This window comes from Rossellomorea marisflavi (genome assembly GCF_001274775.1).
Lineage (GTDB): Bacteria > Bacillota > Bacilli > Bacillales > Bacillaceae_B > Rossellomorea > Rossellomorea marisflavi.
On record NZ_LGUE01000001.1, the window covers coordinates 213411 to 235052 of the forward strand.

Annotated in this window: 25 protein-coding genes, 2 tRNA genes and 1 riboswitch; of the genes, 25 read left to right on the top strand and 2 right to left on the bottom strand. The window is 49.1% G+C overall.

All coding sequences use genetic code 11. The annotated features are described in order from the left end of the window. Positions 1-42 precede the first annotated feature (42 nt). The 8 genes from AF331_RS01050 to AF331_RS01080 all read left to right on the top strand — a co-directional run bounded on the left by AF331_RS01050 (position 43) and on the right by AF331_RS01080 (position 8478). A complete protein-coding gene (locus AF331_RS01050) occupies positions 43-648 on the top strand; it encodes a TetR/AcrR family transcriptional regulator (protein WP_053427725.1) in 606 nt (201 codons plus the stop codon). A gap of 2 nt (positions 649-650) precedes the next feature. Continuing rightward, the gene (locus tag AF331_RS01055; protein WP_053426391.1) at positions 651-1421 is read left to right on the top strand and encodes an enoyl-CoA hydratase; all 771 of its coding nucleotides are present in this window, start codon (positions 651-653) and stop codon (positions 1419-1421) included. Positions 1422-1549: 128 nt separating this feature from the next. Further along, positions 1550-2323: an electron transfer flavoprotein subunit beta/FixA family protein gene (locus AF331_RS01060; RefSeq protein ID WP_053426392.1), complete on the top strand. Its 774-nt coding sequence runs from the start codon at positions 1550-1552 to the stop codon at positions 2321-2323. 37 nt (positions 2324-2360) lie between these two features. Then, the gene (locus AF331_RS01065) at positions 2361-3341 is read left to right on the top strand and encodes an electron transfer flavoprotein subunit alpha/FixB family protein (protein WP_053426393.1); all 981 of its coding nucleotides are present in this window, start codon (positions 2361-2363) and stop codon (positions 3339-3341) included. A gap of 226 nt (positions 3342-3567) precedes the next feature. Beyond that, positions 3568-3882, top strand: a complete 315-nt coding sequence (gene trxA / locus AF331_RS01070; RefSeq protein ID WP_053426394.1) for a thioredoxin — start codon at positions 3568-3570, stop codon at positions 3880-3882. Between the two features lie 294 nt (positions 3883-4176). Further along, positions 4177-4329 (top strand): hypothetical protein, encoded by a 153-nt coding sequence (locus tag AF331_RS22265; RefSeq protein WP_160316471.1) that lies wholly within the window; start codon positions 4177-4179, stop codon positions 4327-4329. Between the two features lie 698 nt (positions 4330-5027). Continuing rightward, the gene (uvrC, locus tag AF331_RS01075) at positions 5028-6830 is read left to right on the top strand and encodes an excinuclease ABC subunit UvrC (protein WP_053426395.1); all 1803 of its coding nucleotides are present in this window, start codon (positions 5028-5030) and stop codon (positions 6828-6830) included. A 43-nt stretch (positions 6831-6873) separates the two neighbouring features. Beyond that, positions 6874-7052: riboswitch (Lysine riboswitch) on the top strand. A 187-nt stretch (positions 7053-7239) separates the two neighbouring features. Next, entirely contained in the window at positions 7240-8478 is a 1239-nt protein-coding gene (locus AF331_RS01080) for an aspartate kinase (RefSeq protein ID WP_053427726.1), read from the top strand. Between the two features lie 51 nt (positions 8479-8529). Here the strand turns inward: AF331_RS01080 and AF331_RS01085 are convergent, their stop codons facing one another. Next, positions 8530-8970 carry a YslB family protein gene (locus tag AF331_RS01085; RefSeq protein ID WP_053426396.1) on the bottom strand — a complete coding sequence of 147 codons (441 nt, stop codon included), beginning with the start codon at positions 8968-8970 and terminating at the stop codon, positions 8530-8532. A 330-nt stretch (positions 8971-9300) separates the two neighbouring features. On the opposite strand from AF331_RS01085, the gene AF331_RS01090 reads away from it, so the two are divergent. The 12 genes from AF331_RS01090 (at position 9301) to AF331_RS01145 (ending at position 18320) form a co-directional block, all read left to right on the top strand. Next, on the top strand, positions 9301-9912 hold the full coding sequence (locus AF331_RS01090) for a succinate dehydrogenase cytochrome b558 subunit (protein WP_048014824.1): 612 nt from the start codon (positions 9301-9303) through the stop codon (positions 9910-9912). 62 nt (positions 9913-9974) lie between these two features. After that, on the top strand, positions 9975-11738 hold the full coding sequence (gene sdhA, locus AF331_RS01095; protein WP_048014823.1) for a succinate dehydrogenase flavoprotein subunit: 1764 nt from the start codon (positions 9975-9977) through the stop codon (positions 11736-11738). Beyond that, positions 11738-12505 carry a succinate dehydrogenase iron-sulfur subunit gene (gene sdhB / locus AF331_RS01100; RefSeq protein ID WP_053426397.1) on the top strand — a complete coding sequence of 256 codons (768 nt, stop codon included), beginning with the start codon at positions 11738-11740 and terminating at the stop codon, positions 12503-12505. Before sdhA ends, sdhB begins: the two co-directional genes overlap by 1 nt. Positions 12506-12620: 115 nt before the next feature. Beyond that, entirely contained in the window at positions 12621-13088 is a 468-nt protein-coding gene (locus AF331_RS01105) for an acyl-CoA thioesterase (RefSeq protein ID WP_053426398.1), read from the top strand. Between the two features lie 132 nt (positions 13089-13220). Next, positions 13221-13445 (top strand): helix-turn-helix domain-containing protein, encoded by a 225-nt coding sequence (locus AF331_RS01110; RefSeq protein ID WP_048006283.1) that lies wholly within the window; start codon positions 13221-13223, stop codon positions 13443-13445. A gap of 206 nt (positions 13446-13651) precedes the next feature. Continuing rightward, positions 13652-14104, top strand: coding sequence for a MarR family winged helix-turn-helix transcriptional regulator (locus AF331_RS01115; protein WP_048006282.1), 453 nt, complete (start codon positions 13652-13654; stop codon positions 14102-14104). A gap of 9 nt (positions 14105-14113) precedes the next feature. Further along, positions 14114-14908 carry a glutamate racemase gene (racE, locus tag AF331_RS01120; protein WP_053426399.1) on the top strand — a complete coding sequence of 265 codons (795 nt, stop codon included), beginning with the start codon at positions 14114-14116 and terminating at the stop codon, positions 14906-14908. 119 nt (positions 14909-15027) lie between these two features. Then, complete coding sequence (locus tag AF331_RS01125) at positions 15028-16107, top strand: GerMN domain-containing protein (protein ID WP_053426400.1); 1080 nt, start codon at positions 15028-15030, stop codon at positions 16105-16107. A 135-nt stretch (positions 16108-16242) separates the two neighbouring features. Beyond that, entirely contained in the window at positions 16243-16980 is a 738-nt protein-coding gene (rph, locus tag AF331_RS01130; protein WP_048006279.1) for a ribonuclease PH, read from the top strand. A 15-nt stretch (positions 16981-16995) separates the two neighbouring features. Next, the gene (locus tag AF331_RS01135; RefSeq protein ID WP_053426401.1) at positions 16996-17592 is read left to right on the top strand and encodes an XTP/dITP diphosphatase; all 597 of its coding nucleotides are present in this window, start codon (positions 16996-16998) and stop codon (positions 17590-17592) included. An 11-nt stretch (positions 17593-17603) separates the two neighbouring features. Next, positions 17604-18107: a metallophosphoesterase gene (locus AF331_RS01140; protein ID WP_053426402.1), complete on the top strand. Its 504-nt coding sequence runs from the start codon at positions 17604-17606 to the stop codon at positions 18105-18107. A gap of 139 nt (positions 18108-18246) precedes the next feature. After that, a tRNA-Arg gene (locus AF331_RS01145) sits at positions 18247-18320 on the top strand. Positions 18321-18854: 534 nt separating this feature from the next. Here the strand turns inward: AF331_RS01145 and AF331_RS01150 are convergent. After that, positions 18855-19115 (bottom strand): hypothetical protein, encoded by a 261-nt coding sequence (locus tag AF331_RS01150; RefSeq protein WP_053426403.1) that lies wholly within the window; start codon positions 19113-19115, stop codon positions 18855-18857. A 308-nt stretch (positions 19116-19423) separates the two neighbouring features. Here AF331_RS01150 and AF331_RS22990 point away from each other — a divergent pair, with 308 nt between their 5' ends. From AF331_RS22990 to AF331_RS01165, 5 genes are all read left to right on the top strand, one after another. Beyond that, a complete protein-coding gene (locus tag AF331_RS22990; RefSeq protein WP_268785984.1) occupies positions 19424-19546 on the top strand; it encodes a hypothetical protein in 123 nt (40 codons plus the stop codon). A 107-nt stretch (positions 19547-19653) separates the two neighbouring features. Next, positions 19654-19791: a hypothetical protein gene (locus tag AF331_RS22270; protein WP_160316472.1), complete on the top strand. Its 138-nt coding sequence runs from the start codon at positions 19654-19656 to the stop codon at positions 19789-19791. Further along, positions 19779-20273 (top strand): hypothetical protein, encoded by a 495-nt coding sequence (locus AF331_RS01155; RefSeq protein WP_053426404.1) that lies wholly within the window; start codon positions 19779-19781, stop codon positions 20271-20273. The genes AF331_RS22270 and AF331_RS01155 overlap by 13 nt, the downstream gene beginning before the upstream one ends. A 132-nt stretch (positions 20274-20405) precedes the next feature. Beyond that, positions 20406-20482: transfer RNA gene (locus AF331_RS01160), tRNA-Arg, on the top strand. Between the two features lie 159 nt (positions 20483-20641). Then, complete coding sequence (locus tag AF331_RS01165; RefSeq protein WP_053426405.1) at positions 20642-21631, top strand: tetratricopeptide repeat protein; 990 nt, start codon at positions 20642-20644, stop codon at positions 21629-21631. Positions 21632-21642 lie beyond the last annotated feature (11 nt).

The window sequence follows — 21642 nt, forward strand, 5'->3', positions numbered from 1 at the left end:
ATGAATGGTCATTCATTATTCTATAAGGCAGGTCAAAAACCTATGAAGCGAAATAAACCAAAATATAAACAGATCATCGATGCCGCGGTCATTGTGATTGCCGAAAACGGCTACCATCAGGCGCAGGTTTCCAAGATTGCCAAGCAGGCAGGAGTGGCGGACGGGACGATCTATCTTTATTTCAAAAACAAAGAAGACATCCTGATTTCCCTCTTCAAAGAAAAGATGAGCCTGTTCGTGGATAAAATCGAGGAAGTTATTGCAGGAAAACAGACAGTTTCAGAGAAATTATTAGTAATGATCGAAAATCATTGTAAGATCCTGTCGGATGATCACCACCTCGCCATCGTGACGCAGCTGGAGCTTCGACAATCCAATAAGGAGATCCGTCTCAAGATCAATGATGTCTTGAAAGGATACCTGAAGCTGATCGATACCATCCTGGTCAGCGGAGTGGAGTCAGGCGAATTTTCAGCAAATCTCGATGTAAGGCTGGCACGGCAGATGATCTTCGGAACGCTGGATGAAATGGTCACCACCTGGGTGATGAATGAACAGAAATATGATCTGACGGCCCAGGTACCAACCATCCACAAGCTGCTGCTTCAAGGATGCGGCGGCAGGAACACAATCAGTTTAGGGGGATGAAAATGGAGAATCTTTCGTGGACACTGGAAGGGAATGTAGCATCCGTGCTCATTCAGAGACCCCCTGCCAATGCGTTGGCAAGCGGGCTCATTTCTGAAATAGATGCTCTATTGAATGAGCTTGAGGGGAACCGGGACGTCCGGGTCATCCTCTTGAAGGGAGAAGGCCGATTCTTCTCCGCAGGAGCCGATATCAAGGAATTCACCACCATCGAGACCGGAGAGGAGTTCTCGAAGCTCGCCGGACGGGGGCAGGAAGTATTCGAGCGCATGGAAAACTTCCCGAAACCGATCATTGCCGCCATTCACGGTGCTGCACTGGGAGGCGGACTCGAGCTCGCCATGGGATGTCACATCCGTCTCGTGAGTGAAAACGCAAAGCTCGGCCTTCCCGAGCTCCAGCTGGGCCTTGTGCCAGGTTTCGCCGGTTCACAGCGTCTTCCGAAACTCGTCGGACGCGCCAAGGCAGCGGAGATGCTCCTGACAAGTGAGCCGATCTCTGGTGTCGAAGCGGTACAATGGGGCCTTGCCAATAAAGCGTATCCTGAAGAGGAGCTTTTTGAAAAGGCTTCGGAGCTTGCAGCAAAGATCGCCAAAAAGAGTCCCGTGGCCATGAAGGCTGCCATCGAATTGCTCAGCTACACAAAAGATGACCGATTCTATGCAGGCGTGAAACGTGAAGCCGATATGTTCGGTGAAATCTTCGTCTCTGAGGATGCCAAGGAAGGGATATCAGCCTTCATTGAAAAGCGCGAACCCCATTTCAAAGGGTAGGTTCCAGGATAGCGGGTGTACGTCCGCTATCCATTCTTCGGAACACAATTGTCCGAATCTTCCTAAGAGATGCTGTATTTAAAACATTGTTTCGATTACCATAGTCAAATACCAGGAGGGACTGCAGAATGAACATCTATGTACTGTTGAAAAGAACGTTTGACACGGAAGAGAAGATCTCGATCCAGAATGGGCGCATAGCGGAAGACGGCGCCGAATTCATCATCAATCCGTATGATGAATATGCCGTGGAAGAAGCGATCCAGGTCCGTGACAATCACGGCGGAGATGTAACCGTTATCACGGTCGGTGGGGAAGAAAGCGAGAAGCAGCTCAGGACAGCTTTGGCCATGGGTGCCGATAAAGCCGTCCTCATCAATACAGAAGACGACCTCGACCATGGTGACCAGTTCACGACGGCGACGATTCTGGCTCAGTACCTGAAAGATCAGGAAGTCGATCTGATCCTGGCGGGCAATGTGGCCATCGACGGCGGATCCGGACAGGTGGGTCCAAGGGTGGCAGAGCAACTTGATATCCCGTTCGTCACCACCATCACCAAGCTTGAAATCGCTGGTGAAACCGTAACCGTAACGCGTGACGTCGAAGGGGATTCGGAAGTGATCGAAACGTCCCTTCCCCTACTTGTAACAGCTCAGCAAGGGTTGAACGAGCCGCGCTATCCTTCACTTCCGGGAATCATGAAAGCCAAGAAAAAGCCTCTTGAAGAGCTTGAATTGGACGATCTTGATCTGGAAGAAGAGGACGTGGAAGCGAAAACGAAAACAATCGAAATGTATCTTCCGCCGAAAAAAGAGGCCGGCAGGGTGCTCGAAGGAGATGTAGCCGTACAGGTGAGCGAACTGGTACAGCTTCTCCGCACGGAAGCGAAAGTTATCTAATCGACCAGCATACCAATACAATCAGGGGGTTATAAGCATGGCAAGAAAAGTAGTAGTACTTGGTGAAGTTCGGGACGGATCATTGCGTAATGTATCTTTCGAGGCCATTGCGGCAGCGAAGACGGTAGCGGAAGGCGGAGAAGTCGTCGGAGTCCTCGTCGGGCAATCGGTGAGCAGCCTCGGTCAAGAATTGATCCACTACGGAGCGGACCGTGTCATCACCGTCGAAGATGAAAAATTGGCTCAATATACGCCGGATGGTTATTCACAGGCACTGATGGCTGTGATCGGACAGGAATCCCCAGAGGGGATCATCTTCGGTCATACGGCACTCGGGAAGGATCTTTCACCGAAGCTCGCAGGCAAGCTGAAGACCGGCCTCGTATCCGATGCGACAGATTTGGAACTCGCAGGAGGGAATCTTGTTTTCACAAGACCGATCTATTCCGGGAAAGCCTTCGAGAAGAAGATCGTAACGGACGGAGTCATCTTTGCGACCATCCGACCGAATAATATCGAGCCACTGGCTAAGGACGAAGCCCGCACAGGTGATGTGGCCTCCCTATCCGTGGAGATCAAGGATCTGCGAACCATCATCAAGGATGTTGTCCGCAAGGCGAGCGAAGGGGTCGACCTGTCCGAGGCAAAAGTCATCATCGCTGGAGGACGCGGCGTGAAGAGCGAGGATGGGTTCAATCCTCTCAAAGAACTCGCCGATGTCCTTGGCGGTGCAGTCGGGGCCTCAAGGGGTGCATGTGATGCCGACTACTGCGATTATTCCCTCCAGATCGGTCAAACCGGTAAAGTCGTCACACCGGATCTTTACATCGCCTGCGGAATTTCCGGAGCGATCCAGCATCTCGCCGGAATGTCCAACTCCAAGGTCATTGTTGCCATCAACAAAGACCCGGAAGCGAACATCTTCAATGTAGCCGACTATGGGATCGTAGGGGACCTCTTTGAAGTGGTACCACTCCTCACGGAAGAGTTCAAAAAGCTGAAAGTGTCTTCTTCCTGATCACTCCCTGTAAAAAGGACTGGGTGTCGGGGTGGAATTTCTCTCGATGAACACATAGGATAAGAAAAGAAGAATAAGGAGTGGCGGATGCTTGCTCCTTATTTTCATGGAATGGGGTATAAACCTCTACCGGCAGGGGGAAAGTAGCTACGAGCAGATTTATAGCATCCTACCGGTTACGGTGATATACTTACGATACATTTTAAGATTTGGGAGGCACATTTAAATGGCTATTACACATGCAACTGATCAAAGCTTCACAGCTGAAACAAACTCTGGTCTCGTACTTGCGGACTTCTGGGCTCCATGGTGTGGACCTTGTAAAATGATCGCTCCTGTATTGGAAGAATTGGACAGCGAAATGGGCGAAAAAGTTAAAATCGTCAAAGTCGATGTAGATGAAAACCAAGAAACAGCAGGAAAATACGGCGTAATGAGCATCCCGACTCTCGTCATCCTAAAAGACGGCGAAGTCGTAGATAAAGTCATCGGTTTCCAACCGAAAGAAGCACTAGCTGAACTAGTCAACAAACACGCGTAAGCACGCCACAAAAAGCATCCGGCCCAAAGCCGGATGCTTTTTTGTTTTATTTAAACCAATGGGGATGGGGAACATTATGTGAAAGATGATCCATACCCGTTTGATTTAGACAGGCGATTCGTCCTCTAAATACAAGAAATATTCAGAGTGAAAAAAGCGGTCCACATTCCTTCTGATAATCAAAAAAAGGATTAAAGAAACCTAAAGCGATTCATTAGATAGTCCCTCAGTAAGATAAATACCGCCCACCCCAATGAAGAAACAGCACACAATATTGCACCACCAAAGAGTGGAATGGAGCGAAGGGCACTTGACTCCAACGGGAATAGAGGAAAGATCGAGATCCCGCAGGCGCAGCCGAGGAAGCTCGACTTCCTCCCCGTGGAAAGCAAGTGCCCGAAGCGCAAAGGAACGGTCCAAATTTTCACTGCTATCCCAATCCTTTAAGGGAGCCAAAAATGATTCATCAGATTTCATCCTTTCAGAAAGAGTAGTACCTGCACACCCAAAAGGATCAAAAACACATACTGATCAACCACCAAAGAGTGAAATGAAGCGAAGGACGCTTGACTCCAACGGGAAAAGAGGGATGATCGAGACCCCGGAGGCCTGCCGAGGAGGCTCGACACCCTCCCCATGGAAAGCAAGCGCCTGAAGCGCAAAGGAACGGTCTAATTTTTCACTGCTATCCCAATCCTTTAAGGGAACCGAAAATGATTCAGCAGAAGAAGATTCCATCCTCTAAGAAAGAGTAGTACCTGCACACCCAAAAGGATCAAAAACACATACTGATCAACAACCAAAGAGTGGAATGAAGCGAAGGGCACTTGACTCCAATGGGAAAAGAGGGATGATCGAGACCCCGGAGGCTTGCCGAGGAGGCTCGACACCCTCCCCATGGAAAGCAAGTGCCCGAAGCGCAATGAAACGGTCTAATCCCAACCGCTCACCATATCCCGAATAGGACCAGCAAGGACCAGCAAGGACCAGCAATCCAATAAGAAAGTACGCTCATTACGAAAATAGAACATCCTCCCTCACCAAAGCCCCAATCATAGAAGTGCTCCGCCAATTCGTGTATACTTCAAGTAAAAGGAAACAACTGATCGACAACCATGAACGATCGTAAGAAAGGGAGAGCGACCGTGAATACAATGATTTCAAATAAATTGGCCCTCTTGCCCGATCAGCCCGGCTGCTACCTCATGAAAGATCGTCAAGGGACGATCATCTACGTAGGAAAGGCCAAAGTGCTGAAAAATCGGGTACGGTCCTACTTCACCGGGTCCCATGATGCGAAAACCCAGCGCCTCGTCGGTGAAATCGAGGACTTTGAATACATCATGACTTCATCTGACCTCGAAGCACTCGTGCTCGAAATGAACCTCATCAAAAAGTATGACCCGAAATACAACGTCATGCTCAAAGACGATAAAAGCTACCCGTTCATCAAGCTGACCAATGAGCGTCATCCAAGGCTCATCACCACCCGCAAGGTGCAGCGCGGCAAGGGACGGTACTTCGGTCCGTATCCGAATGCAGGAGCCGCGAACGAAACGAAAAAATTGCTCGATCGCCTGTATCCACTGCGAAAATGTACAACACTGCCGGACAGGGCATGCCTTTACTACCATATGGGACAATGCCTGGCGCCGTGCATCAAGGAAGTGAATAATGAAACCTACCGCGAGATGACCGATGAAATCGCCCGTTTCCTGAATGGCGGCTATAAGGAAATCAAGGAACAGCTTTCCGTGAAGATGCAGGAAGCATCTGAAAAGATGGAATTCGAGCGCGCCATGGAATTTAGGGATCAGATCCAGCATATCGAGGCAACCATGGAAAAACAAAAGATGACCATGACGGATTTCACCGATCGCGATGTGTTCGGGTACGGCATCGACAAAGGCTGGATGTGCGTCCAGGTATTCTTCGTACGGCAAGGGAAGCTCATCGAACGGGATGTTTCCCTGTTCCCCATCTATAATGAACCGGAGGATGAATTCCTGACCTTCATCGGACAGTTTTATTCCAAGTCCAATCACTTCAAACCGAAGGAGATTTTCCTCCCGGAAGGAATCGATGTGGAACTCGTGGAAAAACTCCTTGAAGTAAGGACCGTTCAGCCGAAGCGCGGGAAGAAGAAAGAACTGGTGCGCCTTGCCGAGAAAAATGCCAAGCAGGCACTGAATGAGAAGTTCGCCCTGATCGAACGGGATGAAGACCGTACGATCAAAGCGGTGGAAAGACTCGGTGAACAGATGGGCATTTATACGCCATTCCGCATCGAGGCATTCGATAACTCCAATATCCAGGGCTCGGACCCCGTCTCGGCCATGATCGTGTTCCTCGACGGGAAGCCCGCAAAGAAGGAATACCGGAAGTACAAGATCAAGACCGTCACCGGACCGGATGATTATGAATCCATGAGGGAAGTGATCCGGAGAAGGTATGCGAGGGTGCTGAAAGAAGGGCTGCCCCTTCCCGACCTCATTGTCATCGATGGAGGAAAGGGACAGATCGAAGCGGCCCGGGAAGTGTTGGAGAACGAACTGGGTCTCGATGTGCCTTTGGGCGGCCTGGCGAAAGACGACAAGCATCAGACATCTGAACTGCTATACGGAAATCCCCTCCAGATCATTCCTTTAGAGAAACGGAGCCAGGAATTTTATCTGCTCCAGCGCATACAGGATGAAGTCCACCGGTTCGCCATCACCTTCCATCGCCAGCTCAGGGGGAAGAGTGCGTTCCAATCCATGCTGGATGATATCGACGGAATCGGTCCTAAGCGTAAAAAACAGCTGTTGAAACATTTCGGATCGATGAAACGAATGCGGGAGGCAACCTTGGAAGAGTTCAGAGAGCTTGGGATCCCCGAGCGAGTCGCCATGCAACTTCATGAAAAACTTCATGATAATGGGGAAAAGGATGTTGATACCCAAAAATGATTGTGCTATAATGAACAAAAATTAAAAACATTATCACTTTTTAAGTGGTGATAGAGGTGCGGACTTCAATAGTACGGTTCACGGAAGAGTATGAGCTCTGGAGATGTGACCGGAAAGGGGAGGACCGCCGAAGTGAAGCCGCACTCATATCGGCTGCGCTGGTTCTGCATTTAATAGATGCAGGATTGTCAAGATGATTCATCTTGGAGAGCTATCTCACAATGCCGACTGAACCTTTTTTGTTCGTATGCAGTGTTCAAAAAGCAATGAGATGCTTCGTCTCATTGCTTTTTTTTATACCTGCTGCACGACGGTGTCCTTCAAAGTGGATGCTGAAGGCCGGAATCAGATAGTAGCTCTAATCCATCAGGGTGCTCCGCATCCAATCAAGAAGAAAGAGGGAGAAGCATTGGGTATAATCGTTCAGAAATTTGGCGGAACTTCGGTGGGATCAGTGGAACGAATTCAGCATGTGGCATCACGTGTGGTGGAAGAGAAGGAAAAGGGGAATGACGTCGTCGTCGTCGTTTCCGCAATGGGAAAAACGACGGATGCCCTTGTAGGCATGGCAAAGGAAATCTGCTCGCAGCCGAGCAAGCGTGAAATGGATATGCTTCTCTCAACGGGAGAGCAGGTGACCATCTCACTCTTGACGATGGCCCTCATCCAGGTCGGCCAGGACGCGATTTCGTTTACGGGCTGGCAGGCCGGGATCGAAACGGAGTCCATCCACAGCAATGCCAGGATCACCAATATCCATACGGAAAAATTGGCATCCCATCTGAATGAAGGGAAGGTCGTCATCGTGGCCGGATTCCAAGGGATGACTGCATCAGGTGAGATCACCACCCTTGGGCGTGGCGGATCCGATACGACGGCTGTCGCCATCGCAGCAGCCCTGAAGGCGGAACGCTGCGACATTTATACAGACGTAGACGGGGTCTACACATCCGACCCCCGTTATATAACAGGAGCAAGGAAGCTTTCCAGCATCTCCTATGACGAAATGCTGGAGCTTGCCAATCTTGGGGCGGGCGTCCTCCATCCGAGGGCCGTGGAATTTGCCAAAAACTATCAGATTCCATTGGAAGTCCGTTCAAGCATCGAGAGGATCGAAGGTACTTATATTGAGGAGGAAGCAAGCATGGAACAAAATCTAGTTGTACGCGGCGTAGCGTTTGAGAATGAAATCACAAGGGTGACGGTCTTCGGTCTGAATAATGCGTTGAAGGGGCTATCTTCGATCTTCACAACATTGGCGGAGCATCATCTGAATGTCGATATCATCATCCAGAGTCAAACGGAACAGAATACGACCAATCTGTCGTTTTCCATTAAAGGCCATGATCTCGATGAGACCCTCGAGGTCCTTGAACAGCATAAAGAATCCCTCGGATTCACCCATGTGGAATATGAGGGGGGACTTTCGAAGGTATCCATCGTCGGATCGGGCATGATCTCGAATCCGGGTGTTGCGGCAGAAATGTTCGAAGTGCTCGCAGATAACGGGATCACGATCAAGATGGTGAGCACATCTGAAATCAAAGTATCCGTCGTCGTGGACGAGGATCTCATGAATAAAGCGGCACAGGTGCTCCATTCCTCCTTCCACCTGGACGAAGTGAAGGTGGAAGAGATCACCCTGTGATCACAAAAAAGGCCGGGCCGCTCCTCGTGGGAGCGGCCCGGCCTTCTGTGGTCATTCGACCCTGTCTTTGTCATCCCAGACTGCCGTGATCTTGACGGTCCGGTTTCGCTTATGTAGTTCATCAGTCGCTTCGGTGACGAATTTATTCTGCATTTGGACAAATTCGGCAAGGAAGCCCGTTTCCAGTTTGAAGGAGGCATCCGATTTCAAAGAATTGCGGCGCTTGACGAATTCCCCGCTGAGTTCGAACGTGATTTCGTTCTTCTTCTGCTCGACGATGGCGAGGTCTCCCCATCCGGCTTCACGGAAGAATGAAATCAGTTCATCGTTGGATGGAAGGGGGAATTTCCTGGCAAGCTGTTTACCGCCCCAGTACAGAATATCGGGTGTGTGTTTCCCGAGGATATCGGGTAGCAGCAGATCGCGTATCAGTTCATATCCGAAGACGGGAACGGACTGGGACTCTACGACTTCTTCTTTTTTCTGTTCCAAATATATCCCCTCTTTCTATAAAACTATTATATACATGAGTGGGGAATTAATCATCCCATACTCGAAAAAAAGTATGCATGGGATATTTTGCCGCTATAACAAATCCTGTTTGTTTTGATTGAATTTTCTTACGATTTTGTGACAAATGCCAGGCTAAATTATTTTTCCGATATTGTCGAATTTATGTATACGTTTTCTTGACGCTGTCACTCCATGGGAGTAAAATGGATGTGTCACATAATTGTTACAATATAAAATATGAATAAAAATCTAATTTTTATGCGGAGATTAGTTGGAAGATTCATATTTTATGATTAAGGGGGGTAAATCATGGCTGGAAATCGAGAGTTTAATTTTCGCAGGCTTCATTCATTACTAGGTGTGATTCCGGTTGGATTATTCTTAACGCAACATTTAGTGGTGAATCACTTTGCCACTGGCGGGGAAGAATCGTTCAACCAGGCAGCACATTTCATGGAAAGTCTACCTTTCCGCTATTTCCTGGAGATCTTCATCATTTTCCTTCCATTGTATTTCCATGCGATCTATGGAATCTACATTGCGTTCACGTCCAAGAATAACGCCAGCAGATTCGGATTCTTCCGTAACTGGATGTTCCTTCTTCAACGTGTATCCGGCGTCATCACGTTCATCTTCGTCACATGGCATGTTTGGCAGACACGTGTCGCCGTATTCTTTGGCGCAGAAGTGAACTTCCAAATGATGGAGGAGATATTCTCCAACCCGTTCATGGTCGCATTCTACGTGCTGGGTGTCCTGTCTACGATCTTCCACTTCGCCAATGGCCTATGGTCATTCTGCGTCAGCTGGGGAATCACGGTCACACCGCGTTCGCAGCGCATCGCTACATACGTGACGATCGGGATCTTCCTTGCGCTTTCCATCGTGGGTATGCGCGCCATCTTTGCTTTTATCGTATAAGGAACACATTCAATAGATCATGCAAGTGCTCTGAAGTTTGGTAGGAAAAGGAGTGAAGGACGATGAGTAAAGGGAAAATCATCGTAGTCGGTGGTGGCTTAGCCGGTCTGATGGCCACCATCAAAGCAGCAGAAAAAGGCGCACCGGTCGATCTATTTTCATTGGTGCCAGTTAAACGCTCCCACTCCGTTTGCGCACAGGGTGGCATAAACGGAGCGGTCAATACAAAAGGAGAAGGAGATTCTCCTTGGGAACATTTCGATGATACGGTATATGGAGGCGACTTCCTGGCGAATCAGCCGCCGGTCAAGGCCATGACAGAAGCAGCACCTGGCATCATCCACCTTTTGGACCGTATGGGCGTCATGTTCAACCGGACACCGGAAGGCCTGCTTGACTTCCGCCGCTTTGGTGGAACACAGCATCACCGTACTGCGTTTGCCGGTGCAACAACCGGTCAGCAGTTATTGTACGCATTGGACGAGCAGGTTCGCCGCCATGAAGTGGCAGGGCTCGTGAATAAATATGAAGGATGGGAATTCCTCGGTGTCATCATCGATGACGAAGGGAAGGCACGCGGGATCGTCGCCCAGAATCTTCAAACGATGGAGATCCAGTCATTCCCGGCCGATGCCGTCATCATGGCAACGGGAGGACCCGGCATCATCTTCGGAAAATCAACGAACTCCGTCATCAATACAGGATCCGCTGCTTCCATCGTGTATCAGCAGGGTGCGTATTATGCGAACGGTGAGTTCATCCAGATCCATCCGACCGCGATTCCAGGGGACGACAAACTGCGCCTCATGAGTGAATCGGCACGTGGGGAAGGCGGACGCGTCTGGACGTACAAAGACGGAAAGCCTTGGTACTTCCTCGAAGAGAAATACCCGGCTTACGGAAACCTCGTACCGCGTGATATCGCGACGCGTGAAATCTTTGACGTGTGCGTGAATCAGAAGCTCGGCATCAACGGAGAGAACATGGTGTATCTTGATCTGTCCCATAAGGATTCCAAGGAACTCGACATCAAGCTCGGCGGCATCATCGAAATCTATGAGAAGTTCATGGGTGATGATCCACGCAAAGTGCCGATGAAGATCTTCCCTGCGGTCCACTATTCAATGGGCGGCCTTTGGGTCGATTACGATCAGATGACGAATATCCCTGGACTGTTCGCTGCCGGTGAGTGTGATTACTCCCAGCATGGTGGGAACCGACTTGGAGCCAACTCCCTCCTTTCCGCGATCTATGGCGGTATGGTGGCCGGCCCGAATGCAATCAAGTACATCGAGGGGCTTGAAAGCTCAGTCGAAACCGTACCTGCATCCGTATTCGAGCGCCATGTGAAACAGGAGCAAGAGAAATGGAACGAGATCATGAGCATGGACGGAACCGAAAACGCGTACGTGATCCACAAAGAGCTTGGCGAGTGGATGACAGATAACGTGACCGTGGTCCGTCACAATGACAAACTTGTGGAAACCGATAAGAAAATCGTAGAGCTCATGGAGCGTTATAAAAAGATCAACATCAATGATACGGCGAAGTGGAGCAATCAGGGTGCCATGTTCACGCGTCAGCTTTGGAACATGTTGCAGCTAGCCCGCGTCATCACCATCGGGGCATTGAACCGGAATGAAAGCCGCGGTGCCCACTACAAGCCGGAATTCCCTGAACGTAATGATGAGGATTTCCTCAAAACGACCATGGCGAAGTTCAATGCTTCCGCCAATGCACCGGAGTTCCATTACGAAGAAGTGGATACATCATTGATCAAACCGCGTAAACGTGACTATTCTAAGAAAAAAGGGGGTTCTAACTAATGGCTGAGAAAAAGATCCGTTTTGTCATCACCCGTCAGGAAGGCCCGGATGCCGCCCCTTATCAAGAAGAATTCTCCCTTGATTATCGCCCGAATATGAACGTGATCTCCGCTTTGATGGAGATCCGTCGTAACCCGGTCAATGCGAAAGGGGAAGGCACGACGCCGATCAACTGGGATATGAACTGCCTTGAGGAAGTATGTGGAGCCTGCTCCATGGTCATCAACGGGAAACCGAGACAATCCTGTACGGCCCTGATTGATCAGCTTGAGCAGCCGATCCGTCTTGAGCCTATGCGCACCTTCCCGGTCGTCCGCGACCTGCAGGTGGACCGCAGCAGGATGTTCGACAGCCTGAAGAAAGTGAAAGCCTGGATCCCGATCGACGGTACGTACGATCTTGGACCTGGTCCGCGTATGCCCGAGAAAAAGCGCCAGTGGGCATACGAACTTTCAAAATGCATGACATGTGGTGTTTGCCTTGAGGCTTGCCCGAATGTTAACAGCAAATCTGACTTCATCGGTCCTGCTCCGCTATCACAAGTACGCCTCTTCAATGCGCATCCGACGGGTGCCATGAATAAGGATGAGCGTCTTGAAGCCATCATGGGCGACGGCGGACTGGCGAACTGTGGGAACTCTCAAAACTGCGTGCAGTCTTGTCCGAAGGGCATCCCTTTGACAACGTCCATCGCAGCGTTGAACAGGGAGACCACATTCCAGATGTTCAAAAACTTCTTCGGAAGCGACCACATGGTGGATTCATAAACAACATTGAAAAGCACTTTCCGGATGGAAAGTGCTTTTTTTAACCATTCAAATCGAAGAAAGCATCCCTTTTGGGGAATATGCGCCACATAAATACGTGAATGGAGGAGCCAAAATGAAGAACGTTACATATATTGAGGATGTAAATACGTGGAAGGAAGGGTTTTCATTTTTCATCGATGTCAAGGTGCGGTTTTCAGAGGTGGATATGTTCGGCCATATGAACAATACCGTTCCATTTGTTTACTTTGAACAGGCAAGGATCGATTATTTCAAGAGCCTTGGATTCATGCAGGACTGGGTGAAGCCCGATCATGAAACGATGATCGTCGTAGCTGATCTTCAGTGTGATTTTGCGAAGCAGGTTTATTTCGATGAGCATATCAGGCTCTTTGTGAAGGCAGGGGAGATCGGGAATTCATCTGTCGACCTGCATTATATGGGCCTGAACGCCAAGGATGACATCTGCTTCGTCGGAAGAGGAACTATGGTCCAAATATCAAAAAGGACCGGGAAAGGTGCTTCATGGACGGTTGAAATGAAGAACAGGTTCAATGAGAGCCCTTCTGGATCGATTTCATAACGGCTGCCTATTTTTTCTGAGAGTCGTTCCTCCATGTCACTCTGACCCAGCTCTTCACATATGATATTTTGACGACCGACAATACCCATCCCCGCGGTTTAAAGCTGGCGAAGGCAAGGAGGGTTACCATAATTGAAGGACAATGATTTTACACACAAACCGTTGCTCACCAAAAGAGAGAAAGAAGTATTCGAACTGTTGGTACAGGACAAAACCACCAAGGAAATTGCTGGTGATTTATTCATCAGTGAGAAAACAGTTCGGAATCATATTTCCAACGCCATGCAAAAGCTTGGAGTGAAGGGGCGATCTCAAGCTGTTGTAGAGCTTCTTCGCATGGGGGAACTAAAGCTTTAACCATAAGAGACTGATTCGGACGGCAAACGATTCGTGGGATTGTTTGGAGGGGAGTCAGTCTCTTTTCATATGGTCACAGGTAAGACATCCGGCTTCTTAAAAGCTACTCCTTGAAATTTTCGCAAAAAAAGGTGAAAATGCTTATAAGGATGTGTACGCTGAAATCGGATGTACATACGAGACGTTAACGATAAAGGGGAATTGGAATGGAAAATGTGAAGGATGCGGCCGCGGCCGGAGTGGTAGCGGATATTGAAAAAGATCTAAGGTATATCTCGTCCATCATCAAACAAAAAGGGCGTGAAATCCTCAGTCAGTATACAATCACACCTCCTCAGTTCATCGCCCTTCAGTGGCTGTTTGAATTCGGCGATATGACGATCGGTGATCTGTCGAACCGGATGTATCTTGCCTGCAGTACGACGACCGACCTCGTGGACAGGATGGAAAAGAATCAGCTAGTGGAACGGGTGAGGGATGAGAAGGACCGGCGTGTCGTCAGGATCCATATGCTGAAAGAGGGCGAAAGGATCATTGAAGAAGTGATCAATAAAAGGCAGAATTATTTGGAGAGCGTGCTGTCGGATTTCTCATACGATGAAGTGCTTCAGCTTCAGCAAAACCTCTCGAAATTACATCTAGAAATCAAACCAGAATGAGGGAATAATGTGATTCAACCTATAGGCGTGATCGACTCTGGCGTAGGTGGCCTGACGGTGGCCAAGGAAATCATGCGCCAGCTACCGAAAGAAACCATCTATTATCTAGGGGATACAGCGAGATGCCCATATGGTCCAAGGACCGTGGAAGAAGTCAGGCAGTTCACCTGGGACATGACCCGGTACCTCCTGCAATATGATATGAAAATGCTCATCATTGCCTGCAACACGGCAACGGCCGCCGCCCTGGATGAAATCCAGACGCATCTGGATATTCCCGTGATCGGGGTCATCCATCCGGGAGCAAGGGCGGCGATCAAACGGACGCGCAACAAACGGGTAGGCGTACTCGGTACGATCGGGACCGTGAACAGCAAAGCCTATCCCGATGCCCTGCACTCCCTTCATGGGGGGCTCGAGGTGTCATCCCTCGCCTGTCCGAAGTTCGTACCTCTCGTGGAGAGCGGGGAATATGGAAGTGACGTGGCCGATCGCATTATCAGTGAAACCCTTGAAGAACTCAAGGGGCTTGATCTTGATACCTTGATCCTGGGCTGCACCCATTACCCGCTTTTGCAGTCGAAGATCCAGGCATTCATGGGTCCTTCTGTGAGCGTCATCAGCTCGGGAGACGAGACGGCGAGTGAAGTGAGTACGATCCTGGATTACTACAATCTACTATATAGAGGGGTCCATCCCCCTGAGCACCGTTTCTTCACGACGGGCTCCTCTACGATCTTCTCCGGGATCGCCTCCGACTGGCTCGACGGGGAGATCAGGGCCGAAACCATCCGCATTGACTAATGCGGGTGTTTTTTTATGGCCATTTTCAAAGAACGGAAGTTTTTAAGAAAGTTTCGGTCTATTTTCCCGAAGGGCTCGTATACATAGTAGTACAAACTGTCTTTCTAGGAGGTTTACCGATGGCGAAAAAAGCGAAAGTGTCCATTGCAGTAACGGTATTAGCATCTTCTGTGTATCTGTCGGGGTGTGGGTTGTTCAGTTTTGGGGATAAGAAGGAAAAGATCGACCCCCCTCAGGATACCTCGTACTTAAAAGAAGGTGAGAAAGTAGATACAGCCAAAAAAGAAGAAGGCAAGGAAACCTCTGCCAAAAAAGAAGAAGCGACTGAAAACAGTGTCATGACGGAACTTTATCTTATCGACAAAAACGGGTACGTCGTTTCCCAGTCCATCCCGCTGCCGGGGAAAGAAAGCGTGGCCAAACAGGCCCTTGAACATCTCGTCGTGAACGGTCCGGTGCAGGAAGTGCTGCCGAACGGATTCAGGGCGGTGATCCCGGCTGATACGCAGGTATCCGTCGACATCAAGGACGGGGTGGCGGTAGCCGACTTCTCTCCTGAATTCAAGGAGTATCAGCCTGAAGACGAGCAGCGGATCCTCGAGTCCATCACCTGGACCCTGACCCAGTTTGATTCCGTTGAGAAAGTGGAGCTCCGCGTAAACGGATATCCGCTGACGGAAATGCCGGTGGCCGGAACGCCGATCAGTGAAGACGGTCTGACCCGGAAGACCGGTATCAACGTCGATACGAGCGGGGTTGCCGATCCGACAAGCACCAAGCCTTTGACGGTGTATTACGTGTCCCAGACCGATAAGGAAACATATTATGTTCCAGTCACGAAGCGGGTGAGTTCAAATGAAACCGATGACGTGAAAGCGGTGGTGAATGAGCTCATCGAAGGACCGGGGTATGCATCCTCCCTCGTCAGCGATTTCACCGGGGCGGAACTACTTGATGATCCGAAGATCAAGGATGGGAATGTAACGTTGAACTTCAATGAAGGCGTATACGGCAGCGTGGAGGAAAAACTCGTTTCCGAGCATATGCTGAACGCCCTCGTCCTCTCATTGACGGAGCAAAAGGATATCAAGGGAGTATCCGTTGAAGTGAACGGGGAAGCGGCGTCTGTCGCGAAGGATGGAGAAGCTGTGACAGAACCGGTCACCCGGCCGGAAAATGTCAATGCGATTGGTTTCTGACCGTGCATTTTTGATATACTATAGAAGAAGCTAACATGTAGAGGTGGGCATTAGCCGCCTCTTCTCTTTTTTTTAGAAAAGAACAGCAGTACATATACTCCCATTGGGAGGAAGCACGAAACAGGAGGGACTTCAATGAGATACGATGGAAGACAGAAGATGGAGCTTAGACCGGTTGAAATCGAGACGGGGTATATCAAGCATCCGGAAGGTTCGGTGCTGATCACGGTAGGTGAGACGAAGGTCATTTGCAACGCAAGCATCGAGGACCGCGTACCCCCGTTCATGCGAAATAGCGGAAAGGGCTGGATCACTGCCGAATACTCCATGCTGCCGCGAGCGACCGACACGCGGAATATCAGGGAATCGTCCAAAGGAAAGATCTCAGGGCGAACAATGGAAATCCAGCGTCTGATCGGACGGGCCCTGCGTGCCGTCGTGGATCTGGAAGCGCTGGGAGAACGTACGATCTGGATCGACTGTGATGTCATCCAGGCGGACGGTGGGACAAGGACCGCGTCCATCACCGGAGCGTTCGTCGCCATGGCCCTTGCTCTCGGAAAACTTCAGGATCAGAACAAGATCAGCAGCTTCCCGCTCAAGAGCTTCCTCGCCGCTACCAGCGTCGGGATCGTGGAAGAGCATGGGGCAGTGCTCGATCTGAACTATGTAGAAGACAGCCAGGCCATGGTGGATATGAATATCATCATGACGGGCGAAGGAGAATTCGTCGAGCTGCAGGGGACAGGAGAGGAAGCGACATTCACGATGAATCAGCTTCAGGAACTCCTTGAACTCGGCCAGACCGGGATCCGTGAACTATTTGACATTCAAAAGGACGTACTGGGTGAACTCGCAGACAGAATACAGTAAGGGATGGAGAAAACTATGGCAAAGAACGTCATCATCGCAACCAAGAACAGGGGAAAAGCGAAAGAATTCGAACTCATGTTTAAGCCATATGGTTATGAGGTACAAACATTACTAGATTTACCACATATTGAAGACGTGGAAGAGACTGGTGTCACGTTCGAAGAGAATGCCGTCCTGAAAGCCGAGACAGTGGCAAAAGAGCTCGACTGCCTCGTCATATCCGATGATTCGGGATTGAGCATCGACGCACTCGACGGCCGTCCAGGTGTATATTCCGCACGCTACGCCGGGGAAGCGAAAAGCGATGAAGCGAATATGGAGAAGGTCCTTTCGGAGCTCGAAGGAGTCGACGAAGCAAACCGCACGGCCCGTTTCCATTGTGTACTGGCCATCGCCGGCCCTGGACGGAAGACGGAGACCGTGAATGGAACGTGTGAAGGTGTCATTCTTGAAGAAAAGCGGGGAAGCAATGGGTTCGGGTATGATCCGATCTTCTTCGTCCCGTCACTCGGCAAGGCCATGGCAGAGCTTACGCCGGAAGAAAAGCGGGGCATCAGCCATCGCGGACACGCACTGGATCAATTGAGAGAGAGACTATCCGACTTCGTGTAAAGGGTGAGTAGATGAACATTTTAGTTGTAAGCGACAGCCACGGGTCCAAGGAAGAGCTGGCCGACCTGTCCAGGATGTATGCGGGAAAGATGGACGTCATGATCCACTGCGGGGATTCCGAACTGCGGGCGGATGATGAAGTCCTGGACCATTTCAAAGTGGTCCGCGGTAACTGCGACATGGATCAACGATTCCCCGAGACGCATCTCGAGGAAGGGGACGGCAGGCGCCTCCTCGTGACCCACGGGCATTTATACGGAATTAAGATGTCATTGATGAAGCTGAAGTACAAAGCGGAAGAACTGGGAGCCGATATGGTCTTCTTCGGTCATTCCCATGAACTGGGGGCGGAGCTGATGGACGGGATCCTATTCCTGAATCCAGGCAGCATCCTCCTGCCAAGGGGAAGGCACGAGAAAACCTACGCCCTCATCGAAACAACGAAGCACAAGATCCACGTGAAATTCCTGACGGAAAAACACGAACTCGTCGAGGAAATCGAATTCGACATGTAAAGGGAGGGCCTGCCATGCAGGCTCTTTTTTACTCCAAATGAATACCGGAAGTTTTTTTGAAAAACCGTTGACTTTCCTTTGATATACGAATATAATAATAAATGTCCTTAAGAAACACGGACGCTTACATAATGCACATGTCCCAGTAGCTCAGCTGGATAGAGCAACGCCCTTCTAAGGCGTCGGTCGGGAGTTCGAATCTCTCCTGGGACGTACCAACACTTTGACGATATAAACATTAATGCGATACAAACTTTAACGCATTTCAACAAAAAAATATCGAACTGAGAAAAAACTTCCAAATAGAATATTTGGAAGTTTTTTTATGGCTAAAAAAGTATTTTCGAAGGTTTAATAAGGCGAAGAGATTGGAAGCAAAGTCAGAACAAATTGCAAAATGGAGGGGGCTAAAAATTATTAGAATTGATTCACCGACAAATGCAACTAAATGGGTATCGTGAACAATAATTAAACGATTTCCTTTTTATATTTAATCAATCTTGAAAATTGACTAACACAAAGTATCTAGAAGAAGTCACTATTGATAATCACCAAAGGTTGGAAGGCGTGAATGTATTACCATCCATAAATGTAAGATAACCAAAGATAAAATACCATCCAGAAATACCTTAGCGGATTGAATAGTTTTTTGAAATTTCATAGTTCACCAATTCTCCAATTATTAAATATAGGATAAACCCTTGTTAAAATAAGAAAAACATTCCGGAGGGAATGTTTTCTAATTCATTATTCGTTGGTCATATCTGCTGGCAATATAGCCCCAACTGCAAAAAAACTTAAGTTTCCACAATTAGAACACGCTGTTGCAATGGTTGGCACATTCGGACCACCTAAATTAACATTATGCAGGTCATTTTGAACATCTTGTCTGAAATATCCATCCAGCAGTTCAAAAGATTCGTTGCCACACCGTTCACATGGTTTATTTGCACCTTTGTGATTTAGCCCCGCGACAATTTGTTCTTTCTTTTCCTGTGAAAATGACATTTTGCTCACCCCCTTCGACATAATATTTCGACATTAAGGATAAATTTTCCTGCAAAGTAATAAAAAAATGAAATTTTTTTAAATGCGTTTTCCTTATTACATTGATACTCCTAATTATTCCTGTTCTGAGTGGAATATAGGCTCGAAGTTAGAATACCTTGTTGAGAGGGAGTATCAGTTTTTTTGGTACCGGAAAGTAATTTCAAGATAAACAATGTTAATACGGTCGGGAGTTCGAATCTCTCCTGAGACTTACGACAAACATCCTGTGTTGAATTTTTCAACACAGGATGTTTTTTTGTTGTCTATTGTCTATCTGGTTTTCTGTGGATGCAGGCAAGACATCTGAAACAGGAAGAGGGTTCGCTTATCAATCTGCCGTCCCCCTTGAAGAATTCGTGAATATGGCCCAAGCCGTCCCGATATACTAGTTCCATAAACTGTGCCTTTCGTCCCGTCTTGTATAGCCGGAATGAGGGGAGAAGTGAGGGTGAAGGGTTTCGGGTGGATCAAGAAGTGGCAGGTCTGGGTGTGAGTCGTGAGCGTCCTTGTTCTCATCTCGCTATGTACGTGGTTTGGGTACAGCAGCGCACGTGCGGAAGTGGACGGAGTGAAGAAATCGTACGATGAGAATCTTTCTTCCCTTGAAGGGAAACGGGGGAATTGGAAGGGTTAGAAAAAGAGCTTTCCTCTAAAACGGATGAGCTTGAACGCGCGATTTCGTCTCTGAGTGATAAGGAAGAAGAAGCAGCGGAGGCCGCCTCCATTATCGATGAAGCACATGAAAGAGCGGGAGAAATCGATTCGCTTAAGAAGGAAGCGCAGGCCCTGGATGACAAGATCAAAGAGAAGAAAACTAAAATCGCCGGTCTGGATGAAGACATCAAGTCCAGGAAAGGCGACATCAAGAAGCTCGATGCCGCTCCCGTCAGCCTGCCTTCCGGTACCTTCATCGTCGGCAAGGATGTAAAGGCTTTGAGGTATTCCGCCAGTTCAGCCGGTCAAAGTGGCAACTTCGTTGTATACAGTAGCTTTGGTGATCTTAAGGTCAATCAGATCCTCGGATCGGATTACGGGGTTTCCGAGCATATCTTCTTTGCCGATGAAGGTGACATCATTGAATCGACCATGCCCACGGTCCTGACGCCGGTCGAGTGAACCCCATTTTAATGGGGCTTTTTTTTTCTATTCTGGCCATCTCATAAAAAAATAGATTGAAAGAAGAAAAAAACCTTGAATTCCACTCGGTTCTGGGGTATTCTATTACTTGCACTGCTTGAAACGAAAGTTGTCCCAGTAGCTCAGCAGGATAGAGCGACAGCCTCCTAAGCTGTAGGTCGTGAGTTCGAATCTCGCCTGGGACGCCATCTATCATACATACTGCAGTCGGATGACTGCATTCGTACAATACCTCGCCCATCGGCGGGGTATTTTTTTGCATTATAAGAGGATTCAGCCGCCATTTTGTGCTCCAACAGCAATCATGCTACACTTAAAGCAATTCTAGTGTTAGGCAGGTACGAATTATGACAAATCAAGATGAGTTCGGGAAGGTGATCGCCTTTCCCGGTCTGAAGGACCGATTATTCGAAAAAGGGGTGGAAGCCCTGGAGGAGGGGGATGCGCATGCAGCATGCGATCTTCTTTCACAGGCCTACGAGCTTGAATCGTTGAATCCCGAAATCAGCACGGCCCTCGTCCTTGCCCTCTATGAGTGCAAGGAGTATGAGGAGGCGCAGGGAATCTGCCGGGAGATGCTCCTTGAAGGGGTCGGTGATTACTTCGAAACGGTCGACATGTACTTGATGATCCTCATCCAGCTGCATGAGCATCAGGATGTGGTGGATACACTCCATGCCCTCTTCGATGAAAAGGAAGTCCCGTTTGAGAAGGAAGAGCATTTCAGGAAGCTCCTTCAGTTCAGCGAGAAGATGTTGAATGCACCGGTAGACGAAGCAGGTGAAGAAGCCCATGGGTCTCCCCTTCTCGAAGGAAAAAGCCTTGAAGAACAGATCATCATCACAGCCGGATTGGTTCAGCGGAATATCAGGCCGTACAGGCAGGAACTCGAAAACAGCCTGCAGGATGAAGACATGCATCCCTTCGTCCAGACGATGATCGTGAATGTCTTGAGGGAGCATGGGGTGGCAAGTGAGATCCTCGTGAAAAAGCTTGGAAGGGAAGGATTCGTTCAGCCGGAGAATCTTCCGGAGGTTTTCACGTCGGATGCATTCCGTGAAGCGGTCCTTTCCCTGGAGGAGCTCCTCCTTCAGGACAGCCCGTCCCTGATCCGCCATGCAGAAGAAGTGCTGAAGCGCCATGCCTTCCTCCTCTATCCCTTCGATATGGAATGGGATCCCGATGACATCGCCCTTGCCTATGGTCACTATGCGGCAGGCATCCTCGGGGACGAAGACTTGGAGAAGGATCTGCAGGAAAAGATGGATGAAGGAGAGAGCAAAACGATCCTTGCTTTCATTCACGAACTTGAAGAAATTTCTTCACCGAATATTTAAGTGCTACTTCT

Bases quoted from the DNA above. Each gene is read 5' to 3' on its own strand.
- AF331_RS01050 (WP_053427725.1), top strand. From the start codon at position 43: ATGAAGCGAAATAAACCAAAATATAAACAGATCATCGATGCCGCGGTC.
- AF331_RS01055 (WP_053426391.1), top strand. From the start codon at position 651: ATGGAGAATCTTTCGTGGACACTGGAAGGGAATGTAGCATCCGTGCTC.
- AF331_RS01060 (WP_053426392.1), top strand. From the start codon at position 1,550: ATGAACATCTATGTACTGTTGAAAAGAACGTTTGACACGGAAGAGAAG.
- AF331_RS01065 (WP_053426393.1), top strand. From the start codon at position 2,361: ATGGCAAGAAAAGTAGTAGTACTTGGTGAAGTTCGGGACGGATCATTG.
- trxA (WP_053426394.1), top strand. From the start codon at position 3,568: ATGGCTATTACACATGCAACTGATCAAAGCTTCACAGCTGAAACAAAC.
- AF331_RS22265 (WP_160316471.1), top strand. From the start codon at position 4,177: ATGGAGCGAAGGGCACTTGACTCCAACGGGAATAGAGGAAAGATCGAG.
- AF331_RS01090 (WP_048014824.1), top strand. From the start codon at position 9,301: ATGGCTGGAAATCGAGAGTTTAATTTTCGCAGGCTTCATTCATTACTA.
- sdhA (WP_048014823.1), top strand. From the start codon at position 9,975: ATGAGTAAAGGGAAAATCATCGTAGTCGGTGGTGGCTTAGCCGGTCTG.
- sdhB (WP_053426397.1), top strand. From the start codon at position 11,738: ATGGCTGAGAAAAAGATCCGTTTTGTCATCACCCGTCAGGAAGGCCCG.
- AF331_RS01105 (WP_053426398.1), top strand. From the start codon at position 12,621: ATGAAGAACGTTACATATATTGAGGATGTAAATACGTGGAAGGAAGGG.
- AF331_RS01115 (WP_048006282.1), top strand. From the start codon at position 13,652: ATGGAAAATGTGAAGGATGCGGCCGCGGCCGGAGTGGTAGCGGATATT.
- AF331_RS01125 (WP_053426400.1), top strand. From the start codon at position 15,028: ATGGCGAAAAAAGCGAAAGTGTCCATTGCAGTAACGGTATTAGCATCT.
- rph (WP_048006279.1), top strand. From the start codon at position 16,243: ATGAGATACGATGGAAGACAGAAGATGGAGCTTAGACCGGTTGAAATC.
- AF331_RS01135 (WP_053426401.1), top strand. From the start codon at position 16,996: ATGGCAAAGAACGTCATCATCGCAACCAAGAACAGGGGAAAAGCGAAA.
- AF331_RS01140 (WP_053426402.1), top strand. From the start codon at position 17,604: ATGAACATTTTAGTTGTAAGCGACAGCCACGGGTCCAAGGAAGAGCTG.
- AF331_RS01150 (WP_053426403.1), bottom strand. From the start codon at position 19,115: ATGTCATTTTCACAGGAAAAGAAAGAACAAATTGTCGCGGGGCTAAAT.
- AF331_RS01165 (WP_053426405.1), top strand. From the start codon at position 20,642: ATGACAAATCAAGATGAGTTCGGGAAGGTGATCGCCTTTCCCGGTCTG.